Origin of the sequence: Lichenibacterium dinghuense (assembly GCF_021730615.1) — a bacterium.
Taxonomy (GTDB): Bacteria; Pseudomonadota; Alphaproteobacteria; order Rhizobiales; family Beijerinckiaceae; genus Lichenihabitans; species Lichenihabitans dinghuensis.
On sequence record NZ_JAJLMN010000001.1, the window covers coordinates 2,800,080 to 2,823,575 of the forward strand.

The window sequence follows — 23,496 nt, forward strand, 5'->3', positions numbered from 1 at the left end:
CATGAGCATCGTTCTCCAGCACAGCGCACCCCCGGCGGCCCGCCGCCGCGACGCCCTCGCGTCGGCCGAGCGGACGCTCGGGCTCCTCATGCTGGCGGCGCTGGCCGTCGGCGCCTGGCAGGGCACGGCCGCCCTGTCGACGCCGGCGGCCGCGCGGCGCCTGTCCGCCCTCCTCGACGGCCCCGCGCTGCTCGACGGCCGGGCCGCGGCGGCCGTCGACGCCGTGGAGTCCCGCGCCCTGCCGGCCGACGGGCTGCTGCGCGCGGCCGGCGGGGTGGTGCGCTGGCGCGTCTTCGGCTCGGGCGGCCCGCAGGTGGCGGTCGGCTGCGGCGACTGGCTCTTCCTCACCGAGGAGCTCAGGCCCTGGCCCCACGCCGACGAGGCCATGCGGGAGCGGGCCGACATCCTCGCCCGCGCCGCCGCGGCGCTCGCGGCCCGCAACACCGAGCTCGTGGTGGCGCTCGTGCCCGACAAGGCGCGGGTCGAGGCGGGATCGCTCTGCGGCGCGCCGCGCTCGGCGCAGGCGGACGCGCGCTACGGCGCCTTCACCCACCTGCTGCTGGCGCGCCGCGTCCACGCCGTCGACCTCGCGGCCCCCATGGCGGCGGCGCGGCGGGACGGGCCCCTGTTCTTCCGCACCGACACCCACTGGAACGGGCGCGGCGCCGCGCTCGCGGTGCGCCTCATCGCCGCCGCCGTGACGATGCCGCCCGGGCCCGCGGCCCGCTACCGCACGGAGCGGGCCGAGGCCGAGACCGACCGGCCGGGCGACCTCCTGCGCCTGATGGGGCTCGACCAGGTGCCCGACACGACACCCGCGCTCCGCCCCCGCCCGGACCGCGAGCGGGTCGAGCGCACGGTCGCGGTCGAGGCCCCGCCGCCCGCGGGCGACCTGCTCGACGGGGCGCCGAACGGCGACGTCGTGCTTCTCGGCAGCTCCTTCTCGCTCCACAGCGACTTCCAGGGGCGCCTCGAGGAGGCGCTCGGCCGTCCGGTCGACAACGTGGCGCTGGCCGGGGGCGCCTTCGCGGGCGCGGCAGGCCGCTACTTCGCGGGCGCCGCCCCCGACGCGCCGCCGCGGCTCGTCGTGTGGGAGATCCCCGAGCGCGCCGTCGGCCTGCCGCTCGACAGTTCGGACCGCGCGCTCTACGCCGAGCTGTTCAGACAAAGATAATATAGATCCAATAATAATCACAAGGCGATCCGGATACCGACAGAAGACGATCGGTCTTCTCGGCGTCCGGCTCACCCCTTTCCCTCGCTCAACGATGCGCACGGCCATGCTCATGGCGGTCGCGCCGACGGATCTCCTCACATGCAGAACCTCCTCGCCGGGCTGGCCTTCCTGATGATCGGCGACAGCCATTTCGCGACCAAGAACTACCTGATCACGACGCTGCAGGACGGCCTCGTGAAGGCCGGCGCCCGGAGCGAGGCCTTCGGCGCCTGCGGCATGCCGGCGGGGGCCTGGGTGGCGCCGCGCCCGGTGCCCTGCGGCACGGCCCAGCGCGTCGGCGCCGGCCCGGTCCAGGAGGACCGCTCCCCGAAAGCCGTGAGCTGGTCCATCGATGCCCTGATCGACCGCACCAAGCCCGACGTCGTGGTGATCGGCATCGGCGACACGATGGGCGGCTACAATCAGCGCGAGATGCCGCGGCCCTGGATCCGGGAGAACGTCGAGGAGCTGACGGCGCGCGTCGCGGCCCACCACCTGCCCTGCGTGTGGATCGGGCCGGGCTGGGGCACGGAGGGCGGCCCCTACTTCAAGACCTACGCCCGCGCGAAGGAGCTGTCGGACTTCCTGGCCACCGCGGTCGCGCCCTGCTCCTACGTCGACTCGCTCGCCCTGTCGAAGCCCGGCGAATGGCCGACCTTCGACGGCCAGCACTACACCGCCGTCGGCTACCAGAAGTGGGGCGCGGCGCTCACGCAGGCCATTGCCCAGACCCCCGCCGTGCAGGGCCTCGCCCACCGCTGACCGGGCCCGGCCCGTCCGCTCCCCGCCCGCCCGCGGTGACCCCGCTTCAACCCGCCGCGCCCGAGGCGTGGCACAGCAGGACAGACACGATGGATCGACTCCGACGGATCGGCGCGGGCGTCCTGCTCGCGGCCGCGCTCTGCGGCCCGGCGCGAGCCCAGACCATGCTCTATCCGGACCGCCTGCCGGACGGCTACGCCTACGTCCGGTTCGTCAACACGGGGGCCGAGCCCGTGACGGTGCGCCCCGCGGGCTTCGGCGAGGCGATGACGCTCGGCACCGAGGGGGCGGCGCGCGTCTCCAGCTATCGCGTCGTCGAGGGCGTGGCGGGGCGCGATCTCGAAGCGCAGGTGAGCGCCGGCGGCCGCAGCGGGCGGGGCGCCTTCGCGGTCGAGCCGGGCTCCTTCGACACGGTGCTGGTCGGGCCGGACATGGCGCTCGCCGCGGTGAGGGACGAGGCCGAGGTCAGCCAGACCCGGGCGCGCCTCTCCTTCTACAACGCCGCGCCGGGCTGCGCCGCGGCGACCCTGCAGCTCGATCCGGGAGGCCGGGCGGTCTTCGCCGGTGTGGGGCCGTCCGCGATGCGCGGGCGCGCCGTCAACCCCGCCGCGAAGGTGCGGCTGCGCGCCGCCTGTTCCACGGGGCAGAGCGCCGCGTTGGACCTCGGCGAGATCGGGGCCGGCGGCCAGTACAGCGTGTGGCTGATGGCGCCGGCCGGGAAGGCGACCGCCTTCATGTCGGTCAACGCCATCGCGCCCTACCTGCGCTGAACGGAGGCCGCCCTGCGCCGCGCGCTCCTCCTCGGCCTCGTCCTGGCCTGCTGCTCTCCGGGCCGCAGCCTCGCCGCCCCGGCCTGCGCGGCCCTGCCGGCCCGCGCGCCGATGCCGGCCGAGGCCGTGCCCCGCCCGGTCCCGGTCGACGAGTGGCGCCGCCGCGACGAGGACCTCGACCGCCGTCTGCGGGGGCAGGACCTCGGCCGGGTCCGGCTCGCCTTCGTGGGCGACTCCATCGTCCAGGGCTGGGACCCGGTGACCTGGGACCTGTTCTGGGGCGGGCTGTCGCCCCTCAACCTCGGCCTCTGGGGCGACACGACGGGGGGCGCGCTGTGGCGTCTCGGCGGGGGCCAGTGGGGCCCGTCGCTTCGCCCGGAGGTCGTCGTGGTGCTGATCGGCACCAACAACGCGAACTGGAACAGCCGCGCCGAGGACACGGCGCTCGGCATCGCCGAGATCGTCCGCCTCGTGCGGGCGCGCTCGCCGTCGAGCAAGGTGCTGCTGCTCGGCCTCCTGCCGCGCGGCCGGGACGCCGCCGCGCCCGAGCGCGCCGTGAACGCGGCCGTCAGCGCCCTGGTGCGCCGCTGCGCTGACGGCAGGACCGTGTTCTTCCTCGACCCCGGCGCGGCCCTGGTGGGCGCCGACGGCCGCATCTCGGACCAGGTGCTGTTCGACGGGCTGCACCCCACCATGGTGGGCTACGCCATCCTGGGCGGGGCGATCCGCGCCGAGGTGCTTCGGCTGATGGGCGGGTGAGGCGCCCCGCTCACGCCCAGGGGCCGCCGCCGACCGGCTCCAGCCGCGCGATCAGCTCCGCGAGGGCGTAGCGGGCCAGCAGGTCCAAGTAGGTGCGGTCGTCCGCCGCGCGCTCCAGCGCCGACAGGCGCCCCTCGGACAGGGCGTCCGGCAGCGAGACCGGGCAGACGCGCCGGATCTCGCGGAGCATCAGGAAGGCGTCGTCGGCGCGGAACGGCCGGCCGTCGCGGACCGCCCTGGCGATGACGAGCAGAGCGTGGAGGGAGAGGGGGCGGCCGCTCGCCGCGTCCTGGAGGTCCATCGGGGCGGGGCCGGGCCGTCAGCGCGCCGCCGCGCCGGCGAGGCGCGGTCCGGGCGGGGCGATGCGCGCGAGCGAAGGGGCGGGCTGCAGCCTCGCCCCGGGTTTCTCGCCGGCACAGTCCGCCCCGGCCTCGGCCGGGAAGCGGGCCACCAGATGGGCGACGAAGCTGCGCAGGCGGGCGGGCAGGAGCCGGCTCGCCATGACGATGGAGACCGGCAGGAGCACGGGCGTCCAGTCCGCGAGCACGGGGCTGAGCGCCCCCGCCCGCACGTGCAGCGCGGCGACGTCGGGCGGCAGCAGCGCGACGCCCTGGCCGGCCGCCGCCAGCCCGGCCACGAGCGCGAAGGTTTCGACGGTGAGGCGGCCGCCGCAGTTGAGGCCCGGGGGCACGCCGGCGTCCGACAGGCCCGCGAGCCCGTCCGCGCAGGCCCGCGCGGCCAGGATCTCGCGGCCGCGGAGGCCGGCCCGCGACGTGATCGCCCCGTGCTCGGCGAGATACCCCGGCGAAGCGTAGAGGCGCAGCCCGATCGAGCCGATCCGGCGCGTGACGAGCGCGCCGTGGTCGGGGGGGCCGAGGCAGACCAGGAGGTCGAGGTCGTGCCCGAGGCGCTGCCCGTCGTGCGCGACCTCCACCACGAGGTCGATCCCCGCGTTCTCGCGCAGGAAGCTCGCCACGATCCTCGCGAGCGTGCCGGCGGCGACCTCTCCGGGCAGGGCCAGGCGGATCCGCCCCTTCAACCCGTGCGCCTGGGCGTGGACGTCCTCGTAGGCCGCGACGGCGTCGTCCACGACGTCGCGGCACCGCTCGAAGCATCGGATCCCGTCCGCCGTCAGCCTCTGCTCGCGCGTCGTCCGCTCGACGAGGGACAGGCCGAGATCGCTCTCGAGCGCCGCGATCCGGCGGGCGATGGTCGAGACGGGGAGGCCGAGCGCCCGTGCGGCATGGGTGAAGGTTTCCCGGCGCCCGACCTCGACGAAGATGATCATGTCGCGGAAGTTGTTGACCCTCTGCGGGCCCATGGGGTCTGTCATTGCGTCGTACCATCGGCGAGGGGCGAGGGATCACGGTGGAGCGGAGAGCCGAGTCTCGTCCGAAGACAGCTCGCATCGTTTGTCCGATGATTGTCTTTATTGGTTAAAAATCGTAAAAATAAGTATGTGACAGAGAACATCCGACCCTGTTATTCTTGCACGCGATGAACATTCAGCAGATGAAAGTCACATAACCAAAGATAAGACCTGCCGTCGTGCGCGGGGAAGATTTGTCCGATACCGTACACAGGGCCCGTCGACGGGGCCGGCCGTGATGGGCGCGGCCGGTCGGGGACCCGCCCCGGCCCTCGATCCGGGTCTGTGGACGTCGGGGAGGTGCGGGCCGGTGATCCGCGTCACACGACGGAACGGCCCGAAGCGACGGAGCAAAGAAAAAGCCCGGCACTGGGCCGGGCTCTCGCGCATGCATGGGGGACTTCGCGGCGCGAGCCGATCCCCCCTCCCTCGATCTCCACCTCCGCGGAGGACCGGCTCCGCTCCCCCGCACCGCGACGTGGCCGGGGGACCGTCGATGGTCCCTCAGCTCCGCGGCTTGGCGTTCTCCGGGTCGTAGAGCGCGCCGTAGCCCACCGCCGCCACCTCGACCGGGTAGGTCTCGCCGAAATACTCGACCTGCAGCTTGCGGCCGACCTCGGCCCGGCCGTGCGGCAGGTAGGCCAGGGCGATGTTGCTGCCCAGGCTCGGCCCGTAGGCGATCGAGGTCGTGTAGGAGCGGCGGCCGATGGCGTCGACCAGCGTCTCGCCGGTCTCCGGATCCTGGACCGGCAGGGTGCCGACCGGGTAGCGGGCGACGCCCCGCGCGTCCCGGTTGTCGGTCATCACCAGCGTGCACAGCGTCGCCGGCTGGTGGTCCCGGGCGCGGTGCTCCAGGTGCCGGGCCTTGCCGCGGAAGTCGGCCTCCTTCACCTTCGGGCGGGCGAGGCCGGCCTCGAGGAGGTTGTACTCGGTCGACAGGTCGGCGTTCTGCAGGCGCAGGCTCTTCTCCAAGCGGCGGCTGTTGGCGTAGGTCTCGATGCCGACCGCGATGGCGCCGGTCGAGCGCAGCGCGTCCCACACGGCGAGGCCGTCCTCGTAGGCCATGTGCAGCTCGTAGCCCTGCTCGCCCACGTAGGAGATGCGGAAGGCGCTCACCCGCCGCCCCGCGATCTCGACCGGCTTGATGGCCGCGAAGGGGAAGCGCTCCGGCGACAGCCCGTCCGGGTCGGCCACGACCTCCTGCAGCTTCGCCCGCGCGTTCGGCCCCCAGATGCCGATGGTCACGAACCGTTCCGTCACGTCCGTGATCGTGACGTCGAGGCCCCGGTCGGCCGCGACGCGCCGCAGGTAGATCTCGTCGCGCGGGCCGGCGTCGGCGCCGTCGACCACGCGGCAGCGGTCCGCCATGCGGAACACGGTCAGGTCCGCCCGCACCATGCCCTCGTCGTCGAGGAAGTGCGTGTAGATGCCCTTGCCGACGTTGGCGTCGCCGCCGATCTTCGCGGCGCAGACCCACTCCATCAGGGCGAGGTGGTCGGGCCCCTCGACGTCGATGATCGCGAAGTGGGACAGGTTGATGAGCCCGCAGTCCTCGCTCATGGCGAGCTGCTCGGCGTTGGACACGCGCCAGAAGTGGCGGTTGTCCCACTCGTCGGCGCGCACCGGCACGCGATTGCCGTAGCGCTCGATGAGGTGCGCGTTGGCGGCGTAGCCGTGGGCGCGCTCCCAGCCGCCGAGCTCCATGAAGTGGCCGCCGAGCGCCTTCTCGCGCTCGTGGAAGGGCGAGCGCCGCACGTCGCGCCCCTGGCTGAAGGGCTCGCGCGGGTGGATGCCGGGGTTGTACACCTTCTGGGCCGCCTCGCCGCAGCGGTCGGCGATGAAGCCGGCCTCGAGCTGGTGCGGGTAGAAGCGCGACACGTCGATGCGGGCGTGGTCGATCGAGGTGCGGCCGTCCGTCATCCAGTCGGCGAGGAGCTTGCCCATGCCGGGCCCGTCCTTCACCCACACGCCGACGCAGTACCACAGGCCGCGGTGCTTCCGGCTCTCGCCCACCATGGCGTTGCCGTCGGTCGTCACCTGGAGGAGGCCGTTGAAGGAGCGGCGCTCGTCGTAGCCGAGCTCGCCGAGGATGGGCGTCAGCTCGATGGCCCGCTCGAGCGGGGTGAGCACCTGCTCCATGTCGAGGTCGCGCTGGGACGGCGACAGGCGGGCCTCGGCCTTGCCGAGCAGCTCGCGCGGGTGGACGAGGCGCGGGGCGTGCTCCTCGTAGTAGCCCCACTCGATCATGCCGCCCTCGGCCGTCGTGGGGTCGCCCGTGTCGCGCATGTAGGCGGAGTTGCCCTGGTCGCGCAGCAGCGGCCAGCCGATGTCGAGGCCCGTGTTCTCGAACTCCTTGAAGGGCCCGAAGAACATCAGCGGGTGGTCGATCGGCATCACGGGCAGGTCCTCGCCCGCCATCTCGGCCACCATGCGGCCCCACAGGCCCGCGCAGACCACGACGTGGTCGGCCATGACCGTGCCGCGCTCGGTGACGACGCCCGCGACGCGGCCGCCCTCGAACACGAGCGAGGTCGCGGCCGTGTTGGCGAAGGCGCGGAGCTTGCCGGACTTCTCGGCCGCGTCGACGAGGAGGCCGGCGACCGTCTGCGAGCGCGGCACGACGAGCCCGGCGTCGGGATCCCACAGCCCGCCCTGGACCATGCTCTCCTCGATCAGCGGGAACTTGGCCTTGACCTCGTCCGGCTCCATCAGCCGCGCGCGCGTGCCGAAGGCCTTGCCGGACGACACCTTGCGCCGGATCTCCTTCATCCGCTCGTCGTCGCCGACGCGGGCCACCTCGATGCCGCCGACGCGGGCGTAGTGGCCCATGCGGTCGAAGAAGTCGATGGAGTAGAGCGTGGTCCAGCAGGACAGGAAGTCGTGGCTGGTCGAGTAGCAGAAGTCGGACGCGTGGGCGGTCGAGCCGATGTCGGTCGGGATGCCGGACTTGTCGATGCCGACGATGTCGTCCCAGCCCCGCTCGACGAGGTGGTGGACCACCGACGCGCCCACGATGCCGCCGAGGCCGACGATCACCACCCTGGCCTTCTGAGGAAATGCTGCCACCGCTAAACCCTCCCGCGTTCTGGATGATCCGGCGCGCCCGCGCCGCTCTCGCGCGGGGCGCGGACGCGCCGGGCTGTCACGTCCCTGATGGCGGCCTCGCGGCCGCCCGCCCCGTCAGCCCTCGGCGAGCGCCGCGTCGAGTTCGGGCAGGATGGTGAACAGGTCGCCCACGAGCCCGTAGTCCGCCACCTGGAAGATCGGCGCGTCCTCGTCCTTGTTGATGGCCACGATGACCTTGGAGTCCTTCATGCCCGCCAGGTGCTGGATCGCCCCCGAGATCCCCACCGCGATGTAGAGCTCCGGCGCCACAACCTTGCCGGTCTGCCCCACCTGCCAGTCGTTCGGCGCGAGCCCCGCGTCCACCGCCGCGCGCGAGGCGCCCATCGCCGCCCCGAGCTTGTCCGCGATCGGCTCGAGGTAGGTCTTGAAGTTCTCCGCCTTGCCCATCGCCCGCCCGCCCGACACGATCACCTTGGCCGACGTCAGCTCCGGGCGGTCCGACTTCGCCAGCTCCTCGCCCCCGAACCGCGACAGGTCCGACGCGATCGCGGACGCGTCGATGGCCTCGACCGGCGCCGCAGCGGTGCCGGACGGCGTCGCCGCGAAGGCCGCCGTGCGCACCGTCACGACCTTCACGGGGTCGGCGCTCCGCACCGTCTGGATCGCGTTGCCGGCGTAGATCGGCCGCTCGAACGTGTCGGACGACACAACGCGCGTGATCTCCGACACCTGCATGACGTCGAGCAGCGCCGCGAGCCGCGGCATGACGTTCTTGGCGGCCGCCGTGCCGGGCGCCACGATGGTCTTGTGGTGGTCGGCGAGCCTCACCAGCAGCGCCGCGGCCGGCTCGGCGAGGCCGTGGTCGAGCGCGCCGCCCTCGGCCACGTGCACCTTGCCCACCCCGTCGAGCTGCGCCGCCGCCCGCGCGGCCTCTGCGGCCCCGCGGCCGGTCACCAGCACGTGCACGGCGTCGCCGGCCGCCGCGTCGGCGATCTGCTTCGCCGCCGTCAGCGCCCGCGCCGTCACCTCGTTGAGCACGCCGTCCTTCTGTTCGGCCAGCACGAGAACCGTCATCGGATCACCCCCGTCTCACGCAGCTTGCCCACGAGCTCGGCCACCGAGCCCACCTTGGCGCCGCCCTGGCGCGGCGGCGGCTCCACGGTCTTCAGCACGGCGAGGCGCGGCGTCACGTCCACGCCGAAGTCGTCGGGCGTCCGGGCGTCGACCGGCTTCTTCTTGGCCTTCATGATGTTGGGCAGCGACGCGTGCGCGGCTCGTTGAGCCGCAGGTCGGTGGTCACCACCGCGGGCAGCCTCAGCGTCACGGTCTGGGCGCCGCCGTCCACCTCGCGGGTGACCTCGGCCTCGCCCGCGCCGAGCACGAGCCGGGACGCGAAGGTGCCCTGGCCCCAGCCGAGCAGCGCGGCCAGCATCTGGCCGGTCTGGTTGCAGTCGTCGTCGATGGCCTGCTTGCCCATGATCACGACGCCCGGCTCCTCGGCCCTGCACACGGCAGCGAGGACCTTGGCGACCGCGAGCGGCTCGGGCGGAGCGTCGGTCTTGACGTGGATGCCGCGGTCGGCCCCCATGGCGAGGCCGGTGCGCAGCGTCTCGACCGCCTGCGCGGGGCCGATCGACACCACCACGACCTCGCTGGCCCTGCCGGCCTCCTTCTGGCGCAGCGCTTCCTCGACCGCGATCTCGTCGAAGGGGTTCATCGCCATCTTGACGTTGGCCAGGTCCACGCCCGAGCCGTCCGGCTTCACCCGGATCTTCACGTTGTAGTCGACCACCCGCTTGACGGGCACCAGGATCTTCATGACGTCTCCGTCGCCGTTCCATCGTCCGACATGAGGACGGGGGGACCGCGTCCCTGCCCGCCTGGCCTCGGGCGCCCGGCCCGCACCGGGGCCGGGACGCCGATGGCCCGCACTATATCCGGCCCGCCGCGACCCGGCAGGAGCCATGCGCCAGGGCGCCCGGATTTTCACGACATCCGGCGTCGCGGCCGCCGCCTATCCCTGGCACAGGAGGGCCGCGGCGCCGCGCTCCCCGGCCGCCCCGAGGAACAGGTCGAGCGTGTTGGCCATCAGCATGGCCACCGTCATGGGGCCGACGCCGCCGGGCACGGGGGTGATCGCGCCCGCCACCTCGCGCACCTCGTCGAAGGCCACGTCGCCGACGATGCGGCTGCCCAGGACCGGATCCGTCACGCGCGAGATCCCGACGTCGACCACCACAGCGCCCGGCTTCACCCAGTCCCGCCGCACGAGGCCGGGCTGGCCGGCCGCGACGACGAGGACGTCGGCCCGCCGGGTGAGGGCCGGCAGGTCGCGGCTGGCCTTGTGGCCCACCGACACGGTGCAGCCCTGGTTCAGCAGCAGGGCCGCCATGGGGCGCCCGACGATGCTGGACGCGCCGACCACGGCGGCGTCGAGCCCTTCGAGCGAGGGCACCTCGCGCCGGATGAGGTCGAGGCATCCCCGGGGCGTGCAGGGCACGACGCCCGGCGCGTCGGTGAAGAGGCGCCCCTGGTTCTCGGGATGGAAGCCGTCCGCGTCCTTGTCGGGCGACACCGCCGACAGGACGCGGCGGCGGTCCACGTGGGGCGGGAGCGGCAGTTGGACCAGGATGCCGCTGACGCGCCGGTCGCGGTTCAGCCGCTCGATCAGGCGGAGCAGCCCGGCCTCGTCGATGTCGTCGAACCGGTGCTCGAAGGTGTCGATGCCGGCCTCGCGGGCCTTGCGCAGCTTGGCCTCCACGTAGATGTGGCTGGCCGGGTTGCCCCCGACGAGGACCACGGCGAGGCCGGGGACCGACCCCGTCCGCCGCCGGCCGTCCTCCACCCCGGCCCGCACCTCCGCGACGATGCGGTCCGCGAGCCCGCGGCCGTCGATGAGGCGCGCCCCCGGCGCCGCGTCGCCCGAGGGCCGGCTCACAGCACCACCGTCTTGCGGCCGTTGAGCATCACCCGGCGCTCGACGTGGAGCTTCACGGCGCGCGCCAGCACGCGCGCCTCGATGTCCCGGCCCACGGCGACGAGGTCGTCCGCCGACAGCGCGTGCGTGACCCGCTCCGCTTCCTGCTCGATGATCGGGCCCTCGTCGAGGTCAGGCGTGACGTAGTGGCCCGTCGCGCCGATCAGCTTCACGCCCCTGTCGAAGGCTTGGTGGTAGGGCTTGGCCCCCTTGAAGCTCGGCAGGAACGAGTGGTGGATGTTGATGACCCGGCCGTAGAGCTCCTGCGACAGCTCGTTCGACAGGACCTGCATGTAGCGCGCGAGGACGATCAGCTCGGCGTCCGTGTCGCGGTAGATGTCGAGCAGCCGGGCCTCCTGCTCGGCCTTGTTGGACTTGTCGACCGGCAGGAGGTGGAACGGGATGCCGGCGTGGTCCGCGGAGCCGCGGGCGGTCTCGTGGTTCGACACGATCGCCACGACCCGCACGTTCAGCCAGCCGACCCGGATCTGGTAGAGCAGGTGTTCGAGGCAGTGGTCGAACTTCGACACCATGATGATGATGCGGGGCACGTCCGAGCGCCGCGTGATCGTCGTCGCCATGTCGAACTCGGCCGACATCGGCGTGAACACGGCGTCGAGCGCCTGCCGCCCGAGCCCTTCCGACGCCGTGAAGGCGATGCGCATGAAGAAGCTCTGGTTCGTGCGGTCCCAGAACTGGGCGCTTTCGGCGATGTTGGCGCCGAGCAGGGCCAGGGCGTTGGTGACGGAGGAGACGATCCTCGGCCGGTCCTTGCAGGACAGATTGAGAACCCACTCGGATTCCGGCATGCGACGCTCCTCGAGTTCGATCGTTCGTCGGCGCGGGGCGGACCTTGAGGCGGCCGGCGGCGCGTCCGCCGGGGCGGCCGCCTGAGCGCCCGCCGATCCGCGGCACTTCCGCGCGGATTCGGCCGCTGCCGACGGGCGAGACATAGCCCACGCGTTTCGGCGCCCTCGGGATGCAGACGCCGGCCGGGCAGGATCTTCGCGACACGGGCGGGGCGCACAAGCCGCGCGCGGGGCGTGCCGTCAGGGGGTGCGCCGCAGGTCCGTCGGGACGACGCCGCGGTGGCGCTTGAAGGCGCGCGCGAGGTGGGACGTGTCGCAGAAGCCGGTCGAGGCCGCGATCGCCGCCACGGTCTGCCGCGTCGTGCGCAGCAGCATGTCGGCCTGGTCGAGCCGCATCTCGAGGTAGCAGTCGCTCGGCGAGCAGCCGAGGGCCTTGTCGAAGTGGCGTTCGAGGCTGCGGCGGCTCATGCCGATGCGGCGCGCGACCTCGTCGATGGACAGCGGCGCCTCGATGTTGCGGTGCATGTGCAGCATCGCCCGCCTGGCCGTCTCGTCCGTGGTGACGAGGTCGAGCCGCGTGCCCGGCTGCGACTTCTCGCCGGCCAGCACCTGGTCGATGATCATGATGCGCAGGCTCTTGTGCGCCGCCGCCTCGCCGACGTGGCGCTCGACGAGGTGGGCCGCGAGATGCGCCGAGCTCGCGCCGCCCGAGCAGGTCAGCCGGTCGCGGTCGATCACGTAGATCTGGTCCGACACCGGCACGAGCCCCTCGAACTGCTCCAGGAAGTCGGCGTGGTGGAACCAGCTGACGCAGCAGCGGTAGCCGCCCATCAGGCCGGCCCGGTGCAGGATGAGCGCGCCGGTGCACACGCCCACCAGCGGGACCCGCGCGGCCGCGGCCGCCTTGAGGAAGGCGAGCGTGCCCGCGCTCAGGTTGTCCATCTCGTCGATGAGCCCGCCCACCACCACGACGTAGTCGAAGGCGCGCGGGTCCGACAGGCGCGCGTTGGGCTGCACCGCGACCCCGCAGCTCGACACGACCGCGCTCATCGTGTCGGACAGCACGCTCCAGCGGCACAGGATCGGCCGGCTGCGGTCCCCCTCGTCCGCCGCGAGCCGGAGCACGTCGACGAAGTTGGCGAAGGCGCAGAGCGTGAAGCGCCGCGCCAGGATGAACCCGACGCGGAGGCGCGGCTGGCTGTCCCGCCCGCGGGCGCCCAGATCCTTCCCAGGTTGCGTCATCGATTCTTCTCAGACCTGTCGCGAACGTCATCCTGGCATGTCGTGTCCGTCCTGTCCCGCGGGGCCGGGCGGCGATACGCCTCGTCCAACGACGCCACGGAGCCCGCCATGGACCGCTTCTCCTTCCCCGCCATCGTCGCCAAGGCCGTCGGCGGCAACAAGGGCTGGCGCGCCCAGTGGCCCGACGCCGAGCTCAAGGACGAATACGACGTCGTCATCGTCGGCGCCGGCGGCCACGGCCTCGGCACGGCCTACTACCTCGCCAAGGAGCACGGGATCACCAACGTGGCGGTGATCGACAAGGGCTGGTTAGGAGGCGGCAACACGGGCCGCAACACCACCATCATCCGCTCCAACTACCTCTACGACGAGAGCGCGCGCCTCTACGAGCACGCGATGAAGATGTGGGAAGGGCTCACGCAGGAGCTCAACTACAACGTCATGTTCTCCCAGCGCGGCTGCATGATGCTGGCCCACACGGTGCACGACGAGCAGAGCTTCAAGCGCCACATCCACTCGAACCGCCTGAACGGCATCGACAACGAGTGGCTGACGCCGAGCCAGGCGAAGGAGTTCTGCCCGCCGCTCAACATCGCCGCCAACGCCCGCTATCCCGTGGTCGGCGCCGCCCTGCAGCGGCGCGCCGGCGTCGCCCGCCACGACGCGGTGGCCTGGGGCTACGCCCGCGGCGCCGCGGCGCGCGGCGTCGACATCGTCCAGAACTGCCCCGTGCTCGGCATCCGCCGCGACCTGTCGGGCGCCGTGCAGGGCGTCGAGACGGCGCGCGGCTTCGTGCGCGCCAAGAAGGTCGCGGTGGTGGCGGCCGGCAACACCTCGGTGGTGATGAACACGGCGGGCGTGCGCATGCCGCTCGAAAGCTATCCCCTGCAGGCGCTGGTGTCCGAGCCCGTCAAGCCGGTCTTCCCCTGCATCGTCATGTCCAACACCGTGCACGCCTACATCAGCCAGTCCGACAAGGGCGAGCTCGTGATCGGCTCGGGCACGGACCAGTACGTGTCCTACAGCCAGCGCGGCGGCCTGCCGCTGATCGAGCACACGCTGGCGTCGATCTGCGAGGTGTTCCCGATCTTCACCCGCATGCGCATGCTGCGCAAATGGGGCGGCATCGTCGACGTCACCCCGGACCGCTCGCCCATCATCGCCAAGACGCCGGTGCCGGGCCTCTACGTCAACTGCGGCTGGGGCACGGGCGGCTTCAAGGCCACGCCCGGCTCGGCCCACGTCTTCGCCCACACGGTGGCGCGCGACGAGCCGCACCCGATCAACGCCCCCTACATGATCGAGCGCTTCACCACCGGCCGCCTCATCGACGAGGCCGCCGCCGCGGCCGTGGCGCACTGAGGGTTCCCGCCATGCTGCTCATCACCTGCCCCTATTGCGAGGCCGCCCGGCCGGAGCTCGAGTTCGCCTACGCGGGCGAGGCGCACCTCGTCCGCCCCGCCGACCCGTCGTCGCTCAGCGACGAGGAATGGCGCGACCACCTCTACGTCCGCTCGAACCCGCGCGGCACCCACTACGAGCGCTGGCGCCACCTGCACGGCTGCGGCCGCTTCTTCAATGCCGTGCGCGACACCGTCACGGACAAGTTCTTCGCCACCTATCCGGCCGGCCAGGCGCGCCCGGCCGCCGAGGCCCGGGAGATCGGACGATGACCAGCTACCGCGTCGCCGACCGCGCCGACGTCGTCCCGGACGCCCACGCCGGGGCCGGCGCGCCCGCCGCCGGGGCCGAGCGCTTCCGCGTGCCGGGCCGCGGCCGCCTCGACGGCCGCCGCACCGTGTCGTTCACCTTCGACGGGGAAAGGCTCACCGGGCGGCAGGGCGACACGCTCGCCTCGGCGCTGCTCGCCAACGGCGTCCACCTCGTCGGCCGGTCGTTCAAGTACCACCGGCCGCGCGGCATCCTGGCGGCGGGCTGCGAGGAGCCCAACGCCCTCGTCGGCACGGACCGCGGCGGCGGGCGCTTCGAGCCCAACACCCGCGCGACCCTCGCCGAAGTGTTCGACGGCTTCCGCGCCGAGAGCCAGAACCGCTGGCCGAACCTGCGCACCGACGTCGGCGCCGTGAACGACAGCCTGTACATGCTGTTCTCTGCCGGCTTCTACTACAAGACCTTCATGTGGCCGAAGTCCTTCTGGAAGAAGGTCTACGAGCCGGTGATCCGCGGCGCCGCCGGCCTCGGCAAGGCCCCGTCCGAATCCGACCCCGACAGCTACGCCAGCCGCTTCGCCCACTGCGACGTGCTCGTGGTCGGCGGCGGCGCGGCCGGCCTGTCGGCCGCCCTGGCGGCCGCCAGGAGCGGCGCGCGCACGGTCCTGGTCGACGAGGGCGCGGAGGTCGGCGGCTGGCTGCTGTCCGACCCGGAGGCGCGCATCGACGGCCGCCCGGCCTGGGACTGGCTGGCGGAAAGCCTCGCCGCGCTGGCGGCCCTGCCCAACGCCACCGTGCTGACCCGCACCACCGCGGTGGGCTACTACCACCAGAACCTCGTCGGCCTGTGCCAGCGCCTCACCGACCACATGGCCTCCGTGCCGGCCGGCGCCCCGCGCGAGCGGCTGTGGAAGGTGCGCGCCAAGCAGGTCGTGCTGGCGCAGGGCGCCATCGAGCGGCCGCTGGTGTTCGACGGCAACGACCGTCCGGGCGTGATGCTGGCCGGCGCCGCCCGCACCTACCTCAACCGCTACGGCGTGCGGGTGGGCGACCGCGCCGCCGTGGCCACCTCCAACGATTCCGCCTGGGACGCCGCCTTCGACCTCGCCCGCGCCGGGACGACGGTCGCTGTCATCGTCGACGTGCGCCCGCAGGTCGACGAGCGGCTGATCGCCGAGGCGCGCCGCCTCGGTATCGAGGTCGTGCTGGGCGGCACCGTCACCGGCACGCGGGGCCGGCTGCGCGTCTCCGCCGTGCGGGTCAACCCGGTCGCGGCCTGGGGCGAGGCCGGCCGCGGGCGCTGGGTCGCCTGCGACTGCCTGCTGATGTCGGGCGGCTGGACGCCGAGCGTGCACCTGTTCTCGCACACCGGCGGCAAGCTCGACTGGGACGAGGAGGGCCAGGCCTTCCTGCCCGGCAAGCCGACCGAGGACTGCCGCGTCGCCGGCGCCGGTGCGGGCCGCTTCGGCCTCGCCACAGCACTCGCCGATGGCGCCGCGGCGGGCGCCGCCGCGGCGACCGATGCGGGCTTCGCGGCCGAGGCCCGCCCCTTCGCGGTCGACCACGACGGCTCGATGGCCGGGGTCGCGCCGCGCGACCTGCCGACCGACAGGAACCCGTCCTTCGCCAAGGCCTTCGTCGACTTCCAGAACGACGTGCTGGCGAAGGACATCCGCCTCGCCGTGCGCGAGGGCTTCCGGTCGGTCGAGCACATCAAGCGCTACACCACCAACGGCATGGCGACCGACCAGGGCAAGACGTCCAACATCAACGGCCTCGCCATCGCGGCCGACGCCCTGAAGCGCCCGGCCCCGACGGTCGGCCTGACGACCTTCCGGCCGCCCTACACGCCGACCACCTTCGGGGCCTTCGCGGGCTACAACCGCGGCGACCTGTTCGAGGTGACGCGGCGCACGCCCATCGACGCCTGGGCCGAGGCGCAGGGCGCCGCCTTCGAGCCCGTGGCGCTGTGGCGCCGCGCCCGCTACTTCCCGCGAGGGACCGAGGACATGCACGCCGCCGTGAAGCGCGAATGCCGCGCTGTCCGGAGCGCGGTCGGCATGTTCGACGCCTCCACGCTCGGCAAGATCGAGGTCGTGGGGCCGGACGCGGCGGCCTTCATGAACCGCATGTACACAAACGCGTGGCTGAAGCTCGGCGTCGGCCGCTGCCGCTACGGCCTGCTGCTGGGCGAGGACGGCTTCATCCGCGACGACGGCGTGGTGGGCCGCCTCGCCGAGGACCGCTTCCACGTCACCACCACGACGGGCGGCGCCGCGCGCGTCCTCAACATGATGGAGGACTACCTCCAGACCGAGTGGCCGGACCTCAAGGTGTGGCTCACCTCGACCACGGAGCAGTGGGCCGTGATCGCGCTGAACGGCCCCAGGGCGCGCGACGTGCTGGCGCCGCTGGTCGAGGGCATCGACCTCGACCCGGAGGCCTTCCCGCACATGGCGGTGGCCGAGGGCACGATCTGCGGCGTGCCGACCCGGCTGTTCCGGGTGAGCTTCACGGGCGAGCTCGGCTTCGAGGTCAACGTGCCGGCCCGCCACGGCCGCGCCGTTTGGGAGGCGATCCACGCCGCGGGCCAGGCGCACGGCATCGTGCCCTACGGCACCGAGACCATGCACGTGCTGCGCGCCGAGAAGGGCTACATCATCGTGGGCCAGGACACGGACGGCACGCTGACGCCCGACGACGCCGGCCTCGGCTGGGCGGTCGGCAAGGCCAAGCCCGACTTCGTCGGCAAGCGCTCGCTCACGCGCCCCGACATGCTGAAGGCGAACCGCAAGCAGCTCGTCGGCCTGCTCACCAAGGACCCGAAGGTGGTGCTGGAGGAGGGCGCGCAGATCGTCGCCGACCCGAACGGCCCCGTCCCGGCGACCATGATCGGCCACGTCACCTCGTCCTACTGGAGCGAGGAGCTCGGGCGCTCGATCGCCATGGCGGTGATCGAGGGCGGCCGCGCCCGCGACGGCGGCACGATCTACGTGCCCATGCCGGGCGCGGTGCTGGAGGCGACGGTCACCGGCTGCGTCTTCGTCGACCCCGAGAACGCGCGGCTGGCGGCCTGAGGGAGATGGTCATGGTCACGCGAGCTTTGGAGCAGCGCAACGCCCTGTCGGGGCGGCGCGCGATCGAGGCGGGGCGGCGCGCGACGGTGCGCGCCGCCGAGGACTGCGCCCGCTTCAGCCTGCGGGTGGGGGCGGCGGACCGCGAGGCGGCGGGGCGCGCGCTCGGCGTGTCGCTCGCGGGGCGGATCGGCAGCGTCGCCGCGGCGGGCGGGCGCACCGCCCTGTGCCTCGGCCCGGACGAGTGGGCGATCATCGCGCCGGCCGGCGAGGCCGAGGCGGTGCGGCAGGGCTTCGCCGGGCTCGGCGCCCCGCACAGCCTGGTCGAGACCAGCCACCGCGACGTCGGCATCGAGGTCATCGGCCCCGCGGCCGAGCAGATGCTGAGCGCCGCCTGCGCGCTCGACCTCGGCGCCATGCCGGCCGGCTCCTGCACGCGCACGATCTTCGACAGGGCCGCGGTCGTGCTCGTCAAGCACGGGCCCGACCACTACCGCGTCGAGGTGTGGCAGTCCTTCGCGTCCCACGTCTGGGGCCTGCTCGACGCGGTGAGCCGCGAGGTCGCGCTCGACATCTGAACCCGCCGCCCTGAACTCTCGGAGGACCACGCCCATGCTGAACTTCGACTTGGACAAGCCGCTCGCCGACGCCGAGGTCGCCGGCGCGATCGGGCGCGAATACGACCGCCAGGCCGGCCAGATCGAGCTCATCGCCTCCGAGAACATCGTCTCGGCCGACGTGCTCCGGGCGCAGGGCTCCGTGCTGACCAACAAATACGCGGAAGGCTATCCCGGCCGGCGCTACTACGGCGGCTGCGACCACGTCGACGAGGTGGAGACGCTGGCGATCGAGCGCGCCAAGGCGCTGTTCGGCGCGCGCTTCGCCAACGTCCAGCCCCATTCCGGCGCCCAGGCCAACCAGGCGGTGTTCCTGGCGCTGCTCCGGCCCGGCGACCGCATCATGGGCATGTCGCTCGCCCACGGCGGCCACCTCACCCACGGCTCGCCCGTCACCATGTCGGGCAAGTGGTTCGACGCAGTGAGCTACGAGGTGCGCGCCTCTGACCAGCTCATCGACTACGACGCGCTGCTCCTCAAGGCGCGCGAGGCGCGGCCCAAGCTGATCGTCGCCGGCGCCTCCGCCTACCCGCGCGCCATCAACTTCGGGGCCTTCCGGCACATCGCCGACGAGGTCGGAGCCGTGCTGATGGTCGACATGGCCCACTACGCCGGCCTCGTGGCGGCCCGGCTCTATCCCGACCCGCTGCCCCACGCCCACGTGGTGACCACCACCACGCACAAGACCCTGCGCGGCCCGCGCGGCGGCATGATCCTGACGAACGACGAGGCCCTCGCCAAGACGTTCAACTCGGCCGTCTTCCCCGGCAACCAGGGCGGCCCGCTGATGCACGTCGTCGCCGCCAAGGCCGTGGCCTTCGGCGAGGCGCTGCGGCCCGAGTTCAGGGCCTACGCCGCGGCGGTGATCGACAACGCCCGCACGCTGGCCCGCACGCTGGTGGACGGCGGCCTCGCCATCGTGTCGGGCGGCACCGACTGCCACATGGTGCTGGTCGACCTCCGCCCGAAGGGCGTGAAGGGCAAGGACGCCGAGAAGGCCCTCGAGCGCGCCGGGCTCACCTGCAACAAGAACGCGATCCCGTTCGACCCCGAGAAGCCGGCCGTGACCTCGGGCGTGCGCCTCGGCACCTCGGCCGGCACCACGCGCGGCTTCGGCGAGGCCGAGTTCCGCCGCGTCGGCGAGCTGATCCTCAAAGTCGTCGACGCGCTGGCGGCGGCCGGGCCGGACGGGGACGCCGCCGTGGAGCGCTCCGTCCTCGCCGAGGTGTCGGAGCTGTGCCGCCGCTTTCCGATCTACCGCTGAGCGCGCGGGGGCCGGCGCGCCGGCCCCCTTCGCAACGGGGCCCCCCATGTTCCTCAGCGTCTTCGACGTCTTCAAGATCGGCGTCGGCCCGTCCTCGTCCCACACCATGGGGCCGATGACGGCGGCGGCCGACTTCCTCGACCTCCTGCGCGGCTCGGCGGCGGGGCCCGCGGCGCGCGCGGTCCGCGTCACGCTGCACGGCTCGCTGGCCTTCACGGGCCGCGGCCACGCGACCGACCGCGCCGTGGCGCTCGGCCTGCTCGGCCACCGGCCGGCCGACCTCGACGGCGCGGCGGCCGAGCGGGAGCTCGCCGAACTCGCCGAAGCGCACCGCCTCGCGCCGGCGGGCCTGCCGGGCCTGCGCTTCGACCCCGCGCGCGACATCGTGTTCGACTACGGGCCGCCGCTGCCCGGCCACGCCAACGGCCTCGTCTTCGCGGCCCTCGACGGGACCGGCGACCCCGTCCTGTCCGAAACCTATTATTCGATCGGGGGCGGCTTCGTCGTGACGGCGGCGGAGCGCGACGCCCCCGCGGCCGCGGTGTCGGCGGCCGCCGAGGAGGTGTCGCGCTGGCCGTACCCCTTCGCGACCGCGGCCGCCATGCTGCGCATGGCGCGGGCGAGCGGCCTGTCGGTCGCCGCCATGAAGCGCGCCAACGAGGGCGCCGACCGCGCGCCCGAGGCCGTCGAGGCCGGCCTCGCCCGCGTGTGGGCGACCATGGACGCCTGCATCGAGCGCGGGCTCGTCCGCGAGGGCGAGCTGCCCGGCGGCCTCCGGGTGAAGCGGCGCGCCGGGCGCATCCGCGCGCAGCTCGAGCGCGAGCGCGGCACCAACCTCGCCCAGCCGCACGTCGCCTCGGACTGGCTCAGCGTCTACGCGCTGGCGGTCAACGAGGAGAACGCGGCCGGCGGGGTGGTGGTCACGGCGCCCACCAACGGCGCGGCCGGCGTCGTGCCCGCCGTGCTGCGCTACTACCTCGACCATTGCGTCGGGGCGAGCCGCGAGCGGATCTCGGACTTCCTGCTGACCGCGGCCGCGGTCGGCGGCCTCATCAAGCACAACGCCTCGATCTCGGGCGCCGAGGCGGGGTGCCAGGGCGAGGTCGGCTCGGCGGCCGCCATGGCGGCGGCGGGGCTCTGCGCCGTGCTGGGCGGCACGCCCGAGCAGGTCGAGAACGCGGCCGAGATCGCGCTGGAACACCACCTCGGCATGACCTGCGACCCCGTGGCGGGCCTCGTGCAGGTGCCCTGCATCGAGCGCAACGGCATCGGCGCCATCAAGGCGGTGGCGGCGGCCTCGCTGGCGCTCCGCGGGGACGGCTCGCACGTCATGCCGCTCGACAACTGCATCGAGGCGATGCGCCAGACCGGGCTCGAGATGAGCCACAAGTTCAAGGAAACCAGCCTCGGCGGGCTGGCCGTCAACCTGCCGGAGTGCTGACCACGGCGAGCGGAGCGAGACTGCCCATCCAGAGCGCAATCAGGGCCGGCCGACGATGAAAGGATGATCTCGCGCCCATGGCGTAAGCAGATCTCACGTCGCCCCGTCGTAATCACAACAATAATCGTCGAGCCGTGGCCGGTGTGGCGCGTCATCCGCCGCGCTATCGGCGTCCGTTTCAGTAATCCGGAGCGGCGATCTCGGAAAAACCGGGCAGAAAAAGAGATATCCACGGCTTCTGAACGCGAAGAATTCCAAACAGTGTTTGATCGCGTCGAAAAAACTGTGCTAGCTTGTCGCATCACAGGAGCCCACGATGCACAGGGCCGCCATGGGAGCGAGCATTGCGATGACTCTCCAGCCCGAGATACGTGCGGCCGAGGTCGCGGTCCTGCCGCGCGAGCCGATGTTGAAGGTCGATGCCGTCGGCAAGCGGTTCGGGCCCATCACCGTGCTCGACGACATCCACATGACGATGCGGGCCGGCGAGGTCGTCGCCATCATCGGGCCGAGCGGGTCGGGCAAGAGCACCCTGCTCCGCTGCATCAACCAGCTCGAGCCGCCGACCAGCGGCCGCGTGACCCTCGGCGGCGTGACCATCGAGGCGGGCCACAGCCCGTCGCGTCGCGAGCTGAACCAGCTCCGCCGCGCCGTCGGCATGGTGTTCCAGTCCTTCAACCTGTTCCCGCACCTCACGGTGCTGCGCAACGTGTCGCTCGCCCAGGAGCGCGTGCTCGGCCGCAGCCGCGCCGAGGCCGACGCCCGCTCCATGGACCTGCTCGGCCGCGTGGGGCTCGCCAACAAGGCTGACCAGTACCCGGCCCGCTGTTCGGGCGGGCAGCAGCAGCGCATCGCCATCGCGCGCGCCCTGGCGCTCGACCCGCAGCTGATGCTGTTCGACGAGCCGACCTCGGCGCTCGACCCCGAGCTCGGCCTCGAAGTGCTCGCCGTGATGCGCGAGCTGGCCGAGGGCGGCATGACGATGATCGTCGTGACCCACGAGATGCACTTCGCCGAGACCGTGTCGGACCGCGTGATCATCATGGCGGACGGGCGCATCGTCGAGCAGGGCCCGAGCCGCGAGCTGATGCGCGCGCCCCAGACCGAGCGGGCCCGCCGCTTCCTCAACGCGGTGAAGGACCGATGACCGGCGAGATCTTCCTCGGCATCGCGGCCGGCATCCCCTGGACGCTGGCCCTCACGGCCCTGTCCTTCGCCATCGGCGCCGTGCTCGGCCTCGCGCTCTGCGGCCTGAGGATGGCGCCCTCGGCCCCGCTGCGCTTCGTCGGCGGCGCCGTCATCCTCACCTTCCGCGCGATCCCGCCGATCGTGTGGCTGTTCGTGATCTTCTTCGGCATCGGCAGCGACTACGTGCCGGTCGGCCCCTTCACGGCCGCGGTCGCCGGCCTCGGGCTCATCACCGCGGCCAACATGGCCGAGATCTACCGGGGCGCCCTCGCGGCCGTGCATTCCGGCCAGTGGGAGGCCGCGGCGGTGCTGAACCTGCCGGCCCGCTCGCGCTTCGCCGACGTGATCGGCCCGCAGCTGCTGCGCATCGCCCTGCCGTCGGCCGCCACCTACGTGATCGGCCTCCTCAAGGACTCGGCCGTGGCCTCCACGATCGGCGTCGGCGAGATCGCCTTCCAGGCCTACCACATGTCCCAGCGCACCTTCCACGGGCTCGACGTCTTCGCGATCGCCGGCGCCCTCTACATCGCCATCAGCCTGCCGATCGCCTTCGCGGCGCGCTGGGCCGACCTGCGCATGCGCGCCGCGGTGGCCCGATGATCGGCCTCCTCTCCTTCTGGGCCGAGTGGCTCCCCTCGCTGCTCGACGGGCTCAAGGTCAGCGTCGAGGTGACGAGCGTGGGGCTGCTGTTCGGCGTCCCCCTGGGCCTGCTGCTGGCGCTCGGCGTCCAGGCCCGCTCGCCGCTGCCGCACTGGCTCGCCCTCGGGGTGGTCGAGGTGGGCCGCGGCGCCCCGGTGCTGATCCTGCTCCAGTTCGCCTATTTCGGCCTGCCGTCGGCCGGCCTGTCGCTGTCCTCCTTCACGGCGGCGAGCTTCGCCTTCGCGTGGTGCACCGGAGCCTACACGAGCGAGATCATCCGCGCCGGTCTCGAAGCCGTGCCGCACGGCCAGAAGGAGGCCGCCGCCGCGATCGGCTTCACGCGGCTCGACGAGCTGCGCTTCGTGATCCTGCCGCAGGGCCTGCGCGTGGCGCTGCCGGCGCTGCTCGGCTTCGCGATCCTGATGCTGCAGGCGTCCTCGCTGTGCTTCGCCATCGCGCTGCCCGAGCTCGTCAGCCAGGCCTACGCGATCGGCTCCACGACCTTCGCCTACATGCCGATCCTCGTGCTGGCCGGCCTGCTCTACGCGGCGATCTGCATCCCGGCGACCCTGCTGGTCGCCGGCCTGGAACGCCGGCTCGGCCGCCACGCCGCCTGACGGCCCCACCTTCCAA

At 73.0% G+C, this 23,496-nt stretch carries 20 protein-coding genes and 1 pseudogene; 13 read left to right on the plus strand and 8 right to left on the minus strand.

Annotation, left to right across the window (positions count from 1 at the left end):
- Nucleotide 1: 1 nt before the first annotated feature.
- The 4 genes from L7N97_RS13360 (at nt 2) to L7N97_RS13375 (ending at nt 3,507) form a co-directional block, all read left to right on the plus strand.
- Nucleotides 2-1,174 carry an alginate O-acetyltransferase AlgX-related protein gene (locus L7N97_RS13360; RefSeq protein ID WP_237478821.1) on the plus strand — a complete coding sequence of 391 codons (1,173 nt, stop codon included), beginning with the start codon at nt 2-4 and terminating at the stop codon, nt 1,172-1,174.
- Nucleotides 1,175-1,315: 141 nt separating this feature from the next.
- Complete coding sequence (locus L7N97_RS13365; protein WP_237478823.1) at nt 1,316-1,978, plus strand: SGNH/GDSL hydrolase family protein; 663 nt, start codon at nt 1,316-1,318, stop codon at nt 1,976-1,978.
- A gap of 89 nt (nt 1,979-2,067) precedes the next feature.
- Complete coding sequence (locus tag L7N97_RS13370; RefSeq protein ID WP_237478824.1) at nt 2,068-2,748, plus strand: hypothetical protein; 681 nt, start codon at nt 2,068-2,070, stop codon at nt 2,746-2,748.
- Nucleotides 2,749-2,874: 126 nt separating this feature from the next.
- On the plus strand, nt 2,875-3,507 hold the full coding sequence (locus tag L7N97_RS13375) for a GDSL-type esterase/lipase family protein (RefSeq protein ID WP_237478826.1): 633 nt from the start codon (nt 2,875-2,877) through the stop codon (nt 3,505-3,507).
- A gap of 10 nt (nt 3,508-3,517) precedes the next feature.
- Here L7N97_RS13375 and L7N97_RS13380 read toward each other — a convergent pair whose 3' ends face one another.
- From L7N97_RS13380 to L7N97_RS13415, 8 genes and pseudogenes are all read right to left on the minus strand, one after another.
- Nucleotides 3,518-3,808, minus strand: a complete 291-nt coding sequence (locus tag L7N97_RS13380) for a hypothetical protein (RefSeq protein ID WP_237478827.1) — start codon at nt 3,806-3,808, stop codon at nt 3,518-3,520.
- 18 nt (nt 3,809-3,826) lie between these two features.
- Nucleotides 3,827-4,828, minus strand: coding sequence for a LysR family transcriptional regulator (locus L7N97_RS13385; protein WP_237478829.1), 1,002 nt, complete (start codon nt 4,826-4,828; stop codon nt 3,827-3,829).
- A 552-nt stretch (nt 4,829-5,380) separates the two neighbouring features.
- Nucleotides 5,381-7,942 (minus strand): GcvT family protein, encoded by a 2,562-nt coding sequence (locus L7N97_RS13390; protein ID WP_237478830.1) that lies wholly within the window; start codon nt 7,940-7,942, stop codon nt 5,381-5,383.
- A gap of 114 nt (nt 7,943-8,056) precedes the next feature.
- Nucleotides 8,057-9,016 carry an electron transfer flavoprotein subunit alpha/FixB family protein gene (locus tag L7N97_RS13395; protein WP_237477018.1) on the minus strand — a complete coding sequence of 320 codons (960 nt, stop codon included), beginning with the start codon at nt 9,014-9,016 and terminating at the stop codon, nt 8,057-8,059.
- Nucleotides 9,013-9,761: pseudogene (locus tag L7N97_RS13400) on the minus strand (electron transfer flavoprotein subunit beta/FixA family protein). The gene L7N97_RS13395 and the pseudogene L7N97_RS13400 overlap by 4 nt, the downstream one beginning before the upstream one ends.
- A gap of 195 nt (nt 9,762-9,956) precedes the next feature.
- A complete protein-coding gene (locus tag L7N97_RS13405; protein WP_237478831.1) occupies nt 9,957-10,880 on the minus strand; it encodes a bifunctional 5,10-methylenetetrahydrofolate dehydrogenase/5,10-methenyltetrahydrofolate cyclohydrolase in 924 nt (307 codons plus the stop codon).
- Nucleotides 10,877-11,728: a formyltetrahydrofolate deformylase gene (gene purU, locus L7N97_RS13410; RefSeq protein WP_237478833.1), complete on the minus strand. Its 852-nt coding sequence runs from the start codon at nt 11,726-11,728 to the stop codon at nt 10,877-10,879. The genes L7N97_RS13405 and purU overlap by 4 nt, the downstream gene beginning before the upstream one ends.
- A 240-nt stretch (nt 11,729-11,968) precedes the next feature.
- Nucleotides 11,969-12,970 carry a GlxA family transcriptional regulator gene (locus L7N97_RS13415; protein WP_237478835.1) on the minus strand — a complete coding sequence of 334 codons (1,002 nt, stop codon included), beginning with the start codon at nt 12,968-12,970 and terminating at the stop codon, nt 11,969-11,971.
- Nucleotides 12,971-13,078: 108 nt separating this feature from the next.
- Between L7N97_RS13415 and L7N97_RS13420 the strand changes: the two genes are divergently transcribed.
- The 9 genes from L7N97_RS13420 to L7N97_RS13460 all read left to right on the plus strand — a co-directional run bounded on the left by L7N97_RS13420 (nt 13,079) and on the right by L7N97_RS13460 (nt 23,480).
- Nucleotides 13,079-14,332 (plus strand): sarcosine oxidase subunit beta family protein, encoded by a 1,254-nt coding sequence (locus L7N97_RS13420; RefSeq protein ID WP_237478836.1) that lies wholly within the window; start codon nt 13,079-13,081, stop codon nt 14,330-14,332.
- Between the two features lie 11 nt (nt 14,333-14,343).
- Nucleotides 14,344-14,643, plus strand: a complete 300-nt coding sequence (locus tag L7N97_RS13425) for a sarcosine oxidase subunit delta (protein ID WP_237478838.1) — start codon at nt 14,344-14,346, stop codon at nt 14,641-14,643.
- On the plus strand, nt 14,640-17,717 hold the full coding sequence (locus L7N97_RS13430) for a sarcosine oxidase subunit alpha family protein (protein ID WP_237478840.1): 3,078 nt from the start codon (nt 14,640-14,642) through the stop codon (nt 17,715-17,717). The genes L7N97_RS13425 and L7N97_RS13430 overlap by 4 nt, the downstream gene beginning before the upstream one ends.
- An 11-nt stretch (nt 17,718-17,728) precedes the next feature.
- Entirely contained in the window at nt 17,729-18,292 is a 564-nt protein-coding gene (locus L7N97_RS13435) for a sarcosine oxidase subunit gamma (RefSeq protein WP_237478841.1), read from the plus strand.
- A 34-nt stretch (nt 18,293-18,326) separates the two neighbouring features.
- Nucleotides 18,327-19,595, plus strand: a complete 1,269-nt coding sequence (gene glyA, locus L7N97_RS13440; protein WP_237478843.1) for a serine hydroxymethyltransferase — start codon at nt 18,327-18,329, stop codon at nt 19,593-19,595.
- A gap of 46 nt (nt 19,596-19,641) precedes the next feature.
- A complete protein-coding gene (locus tag L7N97_RS13445; protein WP_237478844.1) occupies nt 19,642-21,036 on the plus strand; it encodes an L-serine ammonia-lyase in 1,395 nt (464 codons plus the stop codon).
- A 406-nt stretch (nt 21,037-21,442) separates the two neighbouring features.
- A complete protein-coding gene (locus tag L7N97_RS13450) occupies nt 21,443-22,183 on the plus strand; it encodes an amino acid ABC transporter ATP-binding protein (protein WP_237482224.1) in 741 nt (246 codons plus the stop codon).
- On the plus strand, nt 22,180-22,824 hold the full coding sequence (locus L7N97_RS13455) for an amino acid ABC transporter permease (RefSeq protein WP_237478846.1): 645 nt from the start codon (nt 22,180-22,182) through the stop codon (nt 22,822-22,824). The genes L7N97_RS13450 and L7N97_RS13455 overlap by 4 nt, the downstream gene beginning before the upstream one ends.
- The gene (locus L7N97_RS13460) at nt 22,821-23,480 is read left to right on the plus strand and encodes an amino acid ABC transporter permease (RefSeq protein WP_237478847.1); all 660 of its coding nucleotides are present in this window, start codon (nt 22,821-22,823) and stop codon (nt 23,478-23,480) included. The genes L7N97_RS13455 and L7N97_RS13460 overlap by 4 nt, the downstream gene beginning before the upstream one ends.
- Nucleotides 23,481-23,496: the final 16 nt, after the last annotated feature.

What these genes read in the sequence shown, in the direction of transcription:
- L7N97_RS13360 (WP_237478821.1), top strand. Translation starts at nt 2, where the DNA reads ATGAGCATCGTTCTCCAGCACAGCGCACCCCCGGCGGCCCGCCGCCGC.
- L7N97_RS13365 (WP_237478823.1), top strand. Translation starts at nt 1,316, where the DNA reads ATGCAGAACCTCCTCGCCGGGCTGGCCTTCCTGATGATCGGCGACAGC.
- L7N97_RS13370 (WP_237478824.1), top strand. Translation starts at nt 2,068, where the DNA reads ATGGATCGACTCCGACGGATCGGCGCGGGCGTCCTGCTCGCGGCCGCG.
- L7N97_RS13380 (WP_237478827.1), bottom strand. Translation starts at nt 3,808, where the DNA reads ATGGACCTCCAGGACGCGGCGAGCGGCCGCCCCCTCTCCCTCCACGCT.
- L7N97_RS13385 (WP_237478829.1), bottom strand. Translation starts at nt 4,828, where the DNA reads ATGGGCCCGCAGAGGGTCAACAACTTCCGCGACATGATCATCTTCGTC.
- L7N97_RS13395 (WP_237477018.1), bottom strand. Translation starts at nt 9,016, where the DNA reads ATGACGGTTCTCGTGCTGGCCGAACAGAAGGACGGCGTGCTCAACGAG.
- purU (WP_237478833.1), bottom strand. Translation starts at nt 11,728, where the DNA reads ATGCCGGAATCCGAGTGGGTTCTCAATCTGTCCTGCAAGGACCGGCCG.
- L7N97_RS13415 (WP_237478835.1), bottom strand. Translation starts at nt 12,970, where the DNA reads ATGACGCAACCTGGGAAGGATCTGGGCGCCCGCGGGCGGGACAGCCAG.
- L7N97_RS13420 (WP_237478836.1), top strand. Translation starts at nt 13,079, where the DNA reads ATGGACCGCTTCTCCTTCCCCGCCATCGTCGCCAAGGCCGTCGGCGGC.
- L7N97_RS13425 (WP_237478838.1), top strand. Translation starts at nt 14,344, where the DNA reads ATGCTGCTCATCACCTGCCCCTATTGCGAGGCCGCCCGGCCGGAGCTC.
- L7N97_RS13430 (WP_237478840.1), top strand. Translation starts at nt 14,640, where the DNA reads ATGACCAGCTACCGCGTCGCCGACCGCGCCGACGTCGTCCCGGACGCC.
- L7N97_RS13435 (WP_237478841.1), top strand. Translation starts at nt 17,729, where the DNA reads ATGGTCACGCGAGCTTTGGAGCAGCGCAACGCCCTGTCGGGGCGGCGC.
- glyA (WP_237478843.1), top strand. Translation starts at nt 18,327, where the DNA reads ATGCTGAACTTCGACTTGGACAAGCCGCTCGCCGACGCCGAGGTCGCC.
- L7N97_RS13445 (WP_237478844.1), top strand. Translation starts at nt 19,642, where the DNA reads ATGTTCCTCAGCGTCTTCGACGTCTTCAAGATCGGCGTCGGCCCGTCC.
- L7N97_RS13450 (WP_237482224.1), top strand. Translation starts at nt 21,443, where the DNA reads ATGTTGAAGGTCGATGCCGTCGGCAAGCGGTTCGGGCCCATCACCGTG.
- L7N97_RS13455 (WP_237478846.1), top strand. Translation starts at nt 22,180, where the DNA reads ATGACCGGCGAGATCTTCCTCGGCATCGCGGCCGGCATCCCCTGGACG.
- L7N97_RS13460 (WP_237478847.1), top strand. Translation starts at nt 22,821, where the DNA reads ATGATCGGCCTCCTCTCCTTCTGGGCCGAGTGGCTCCCCTCGCTGCTC.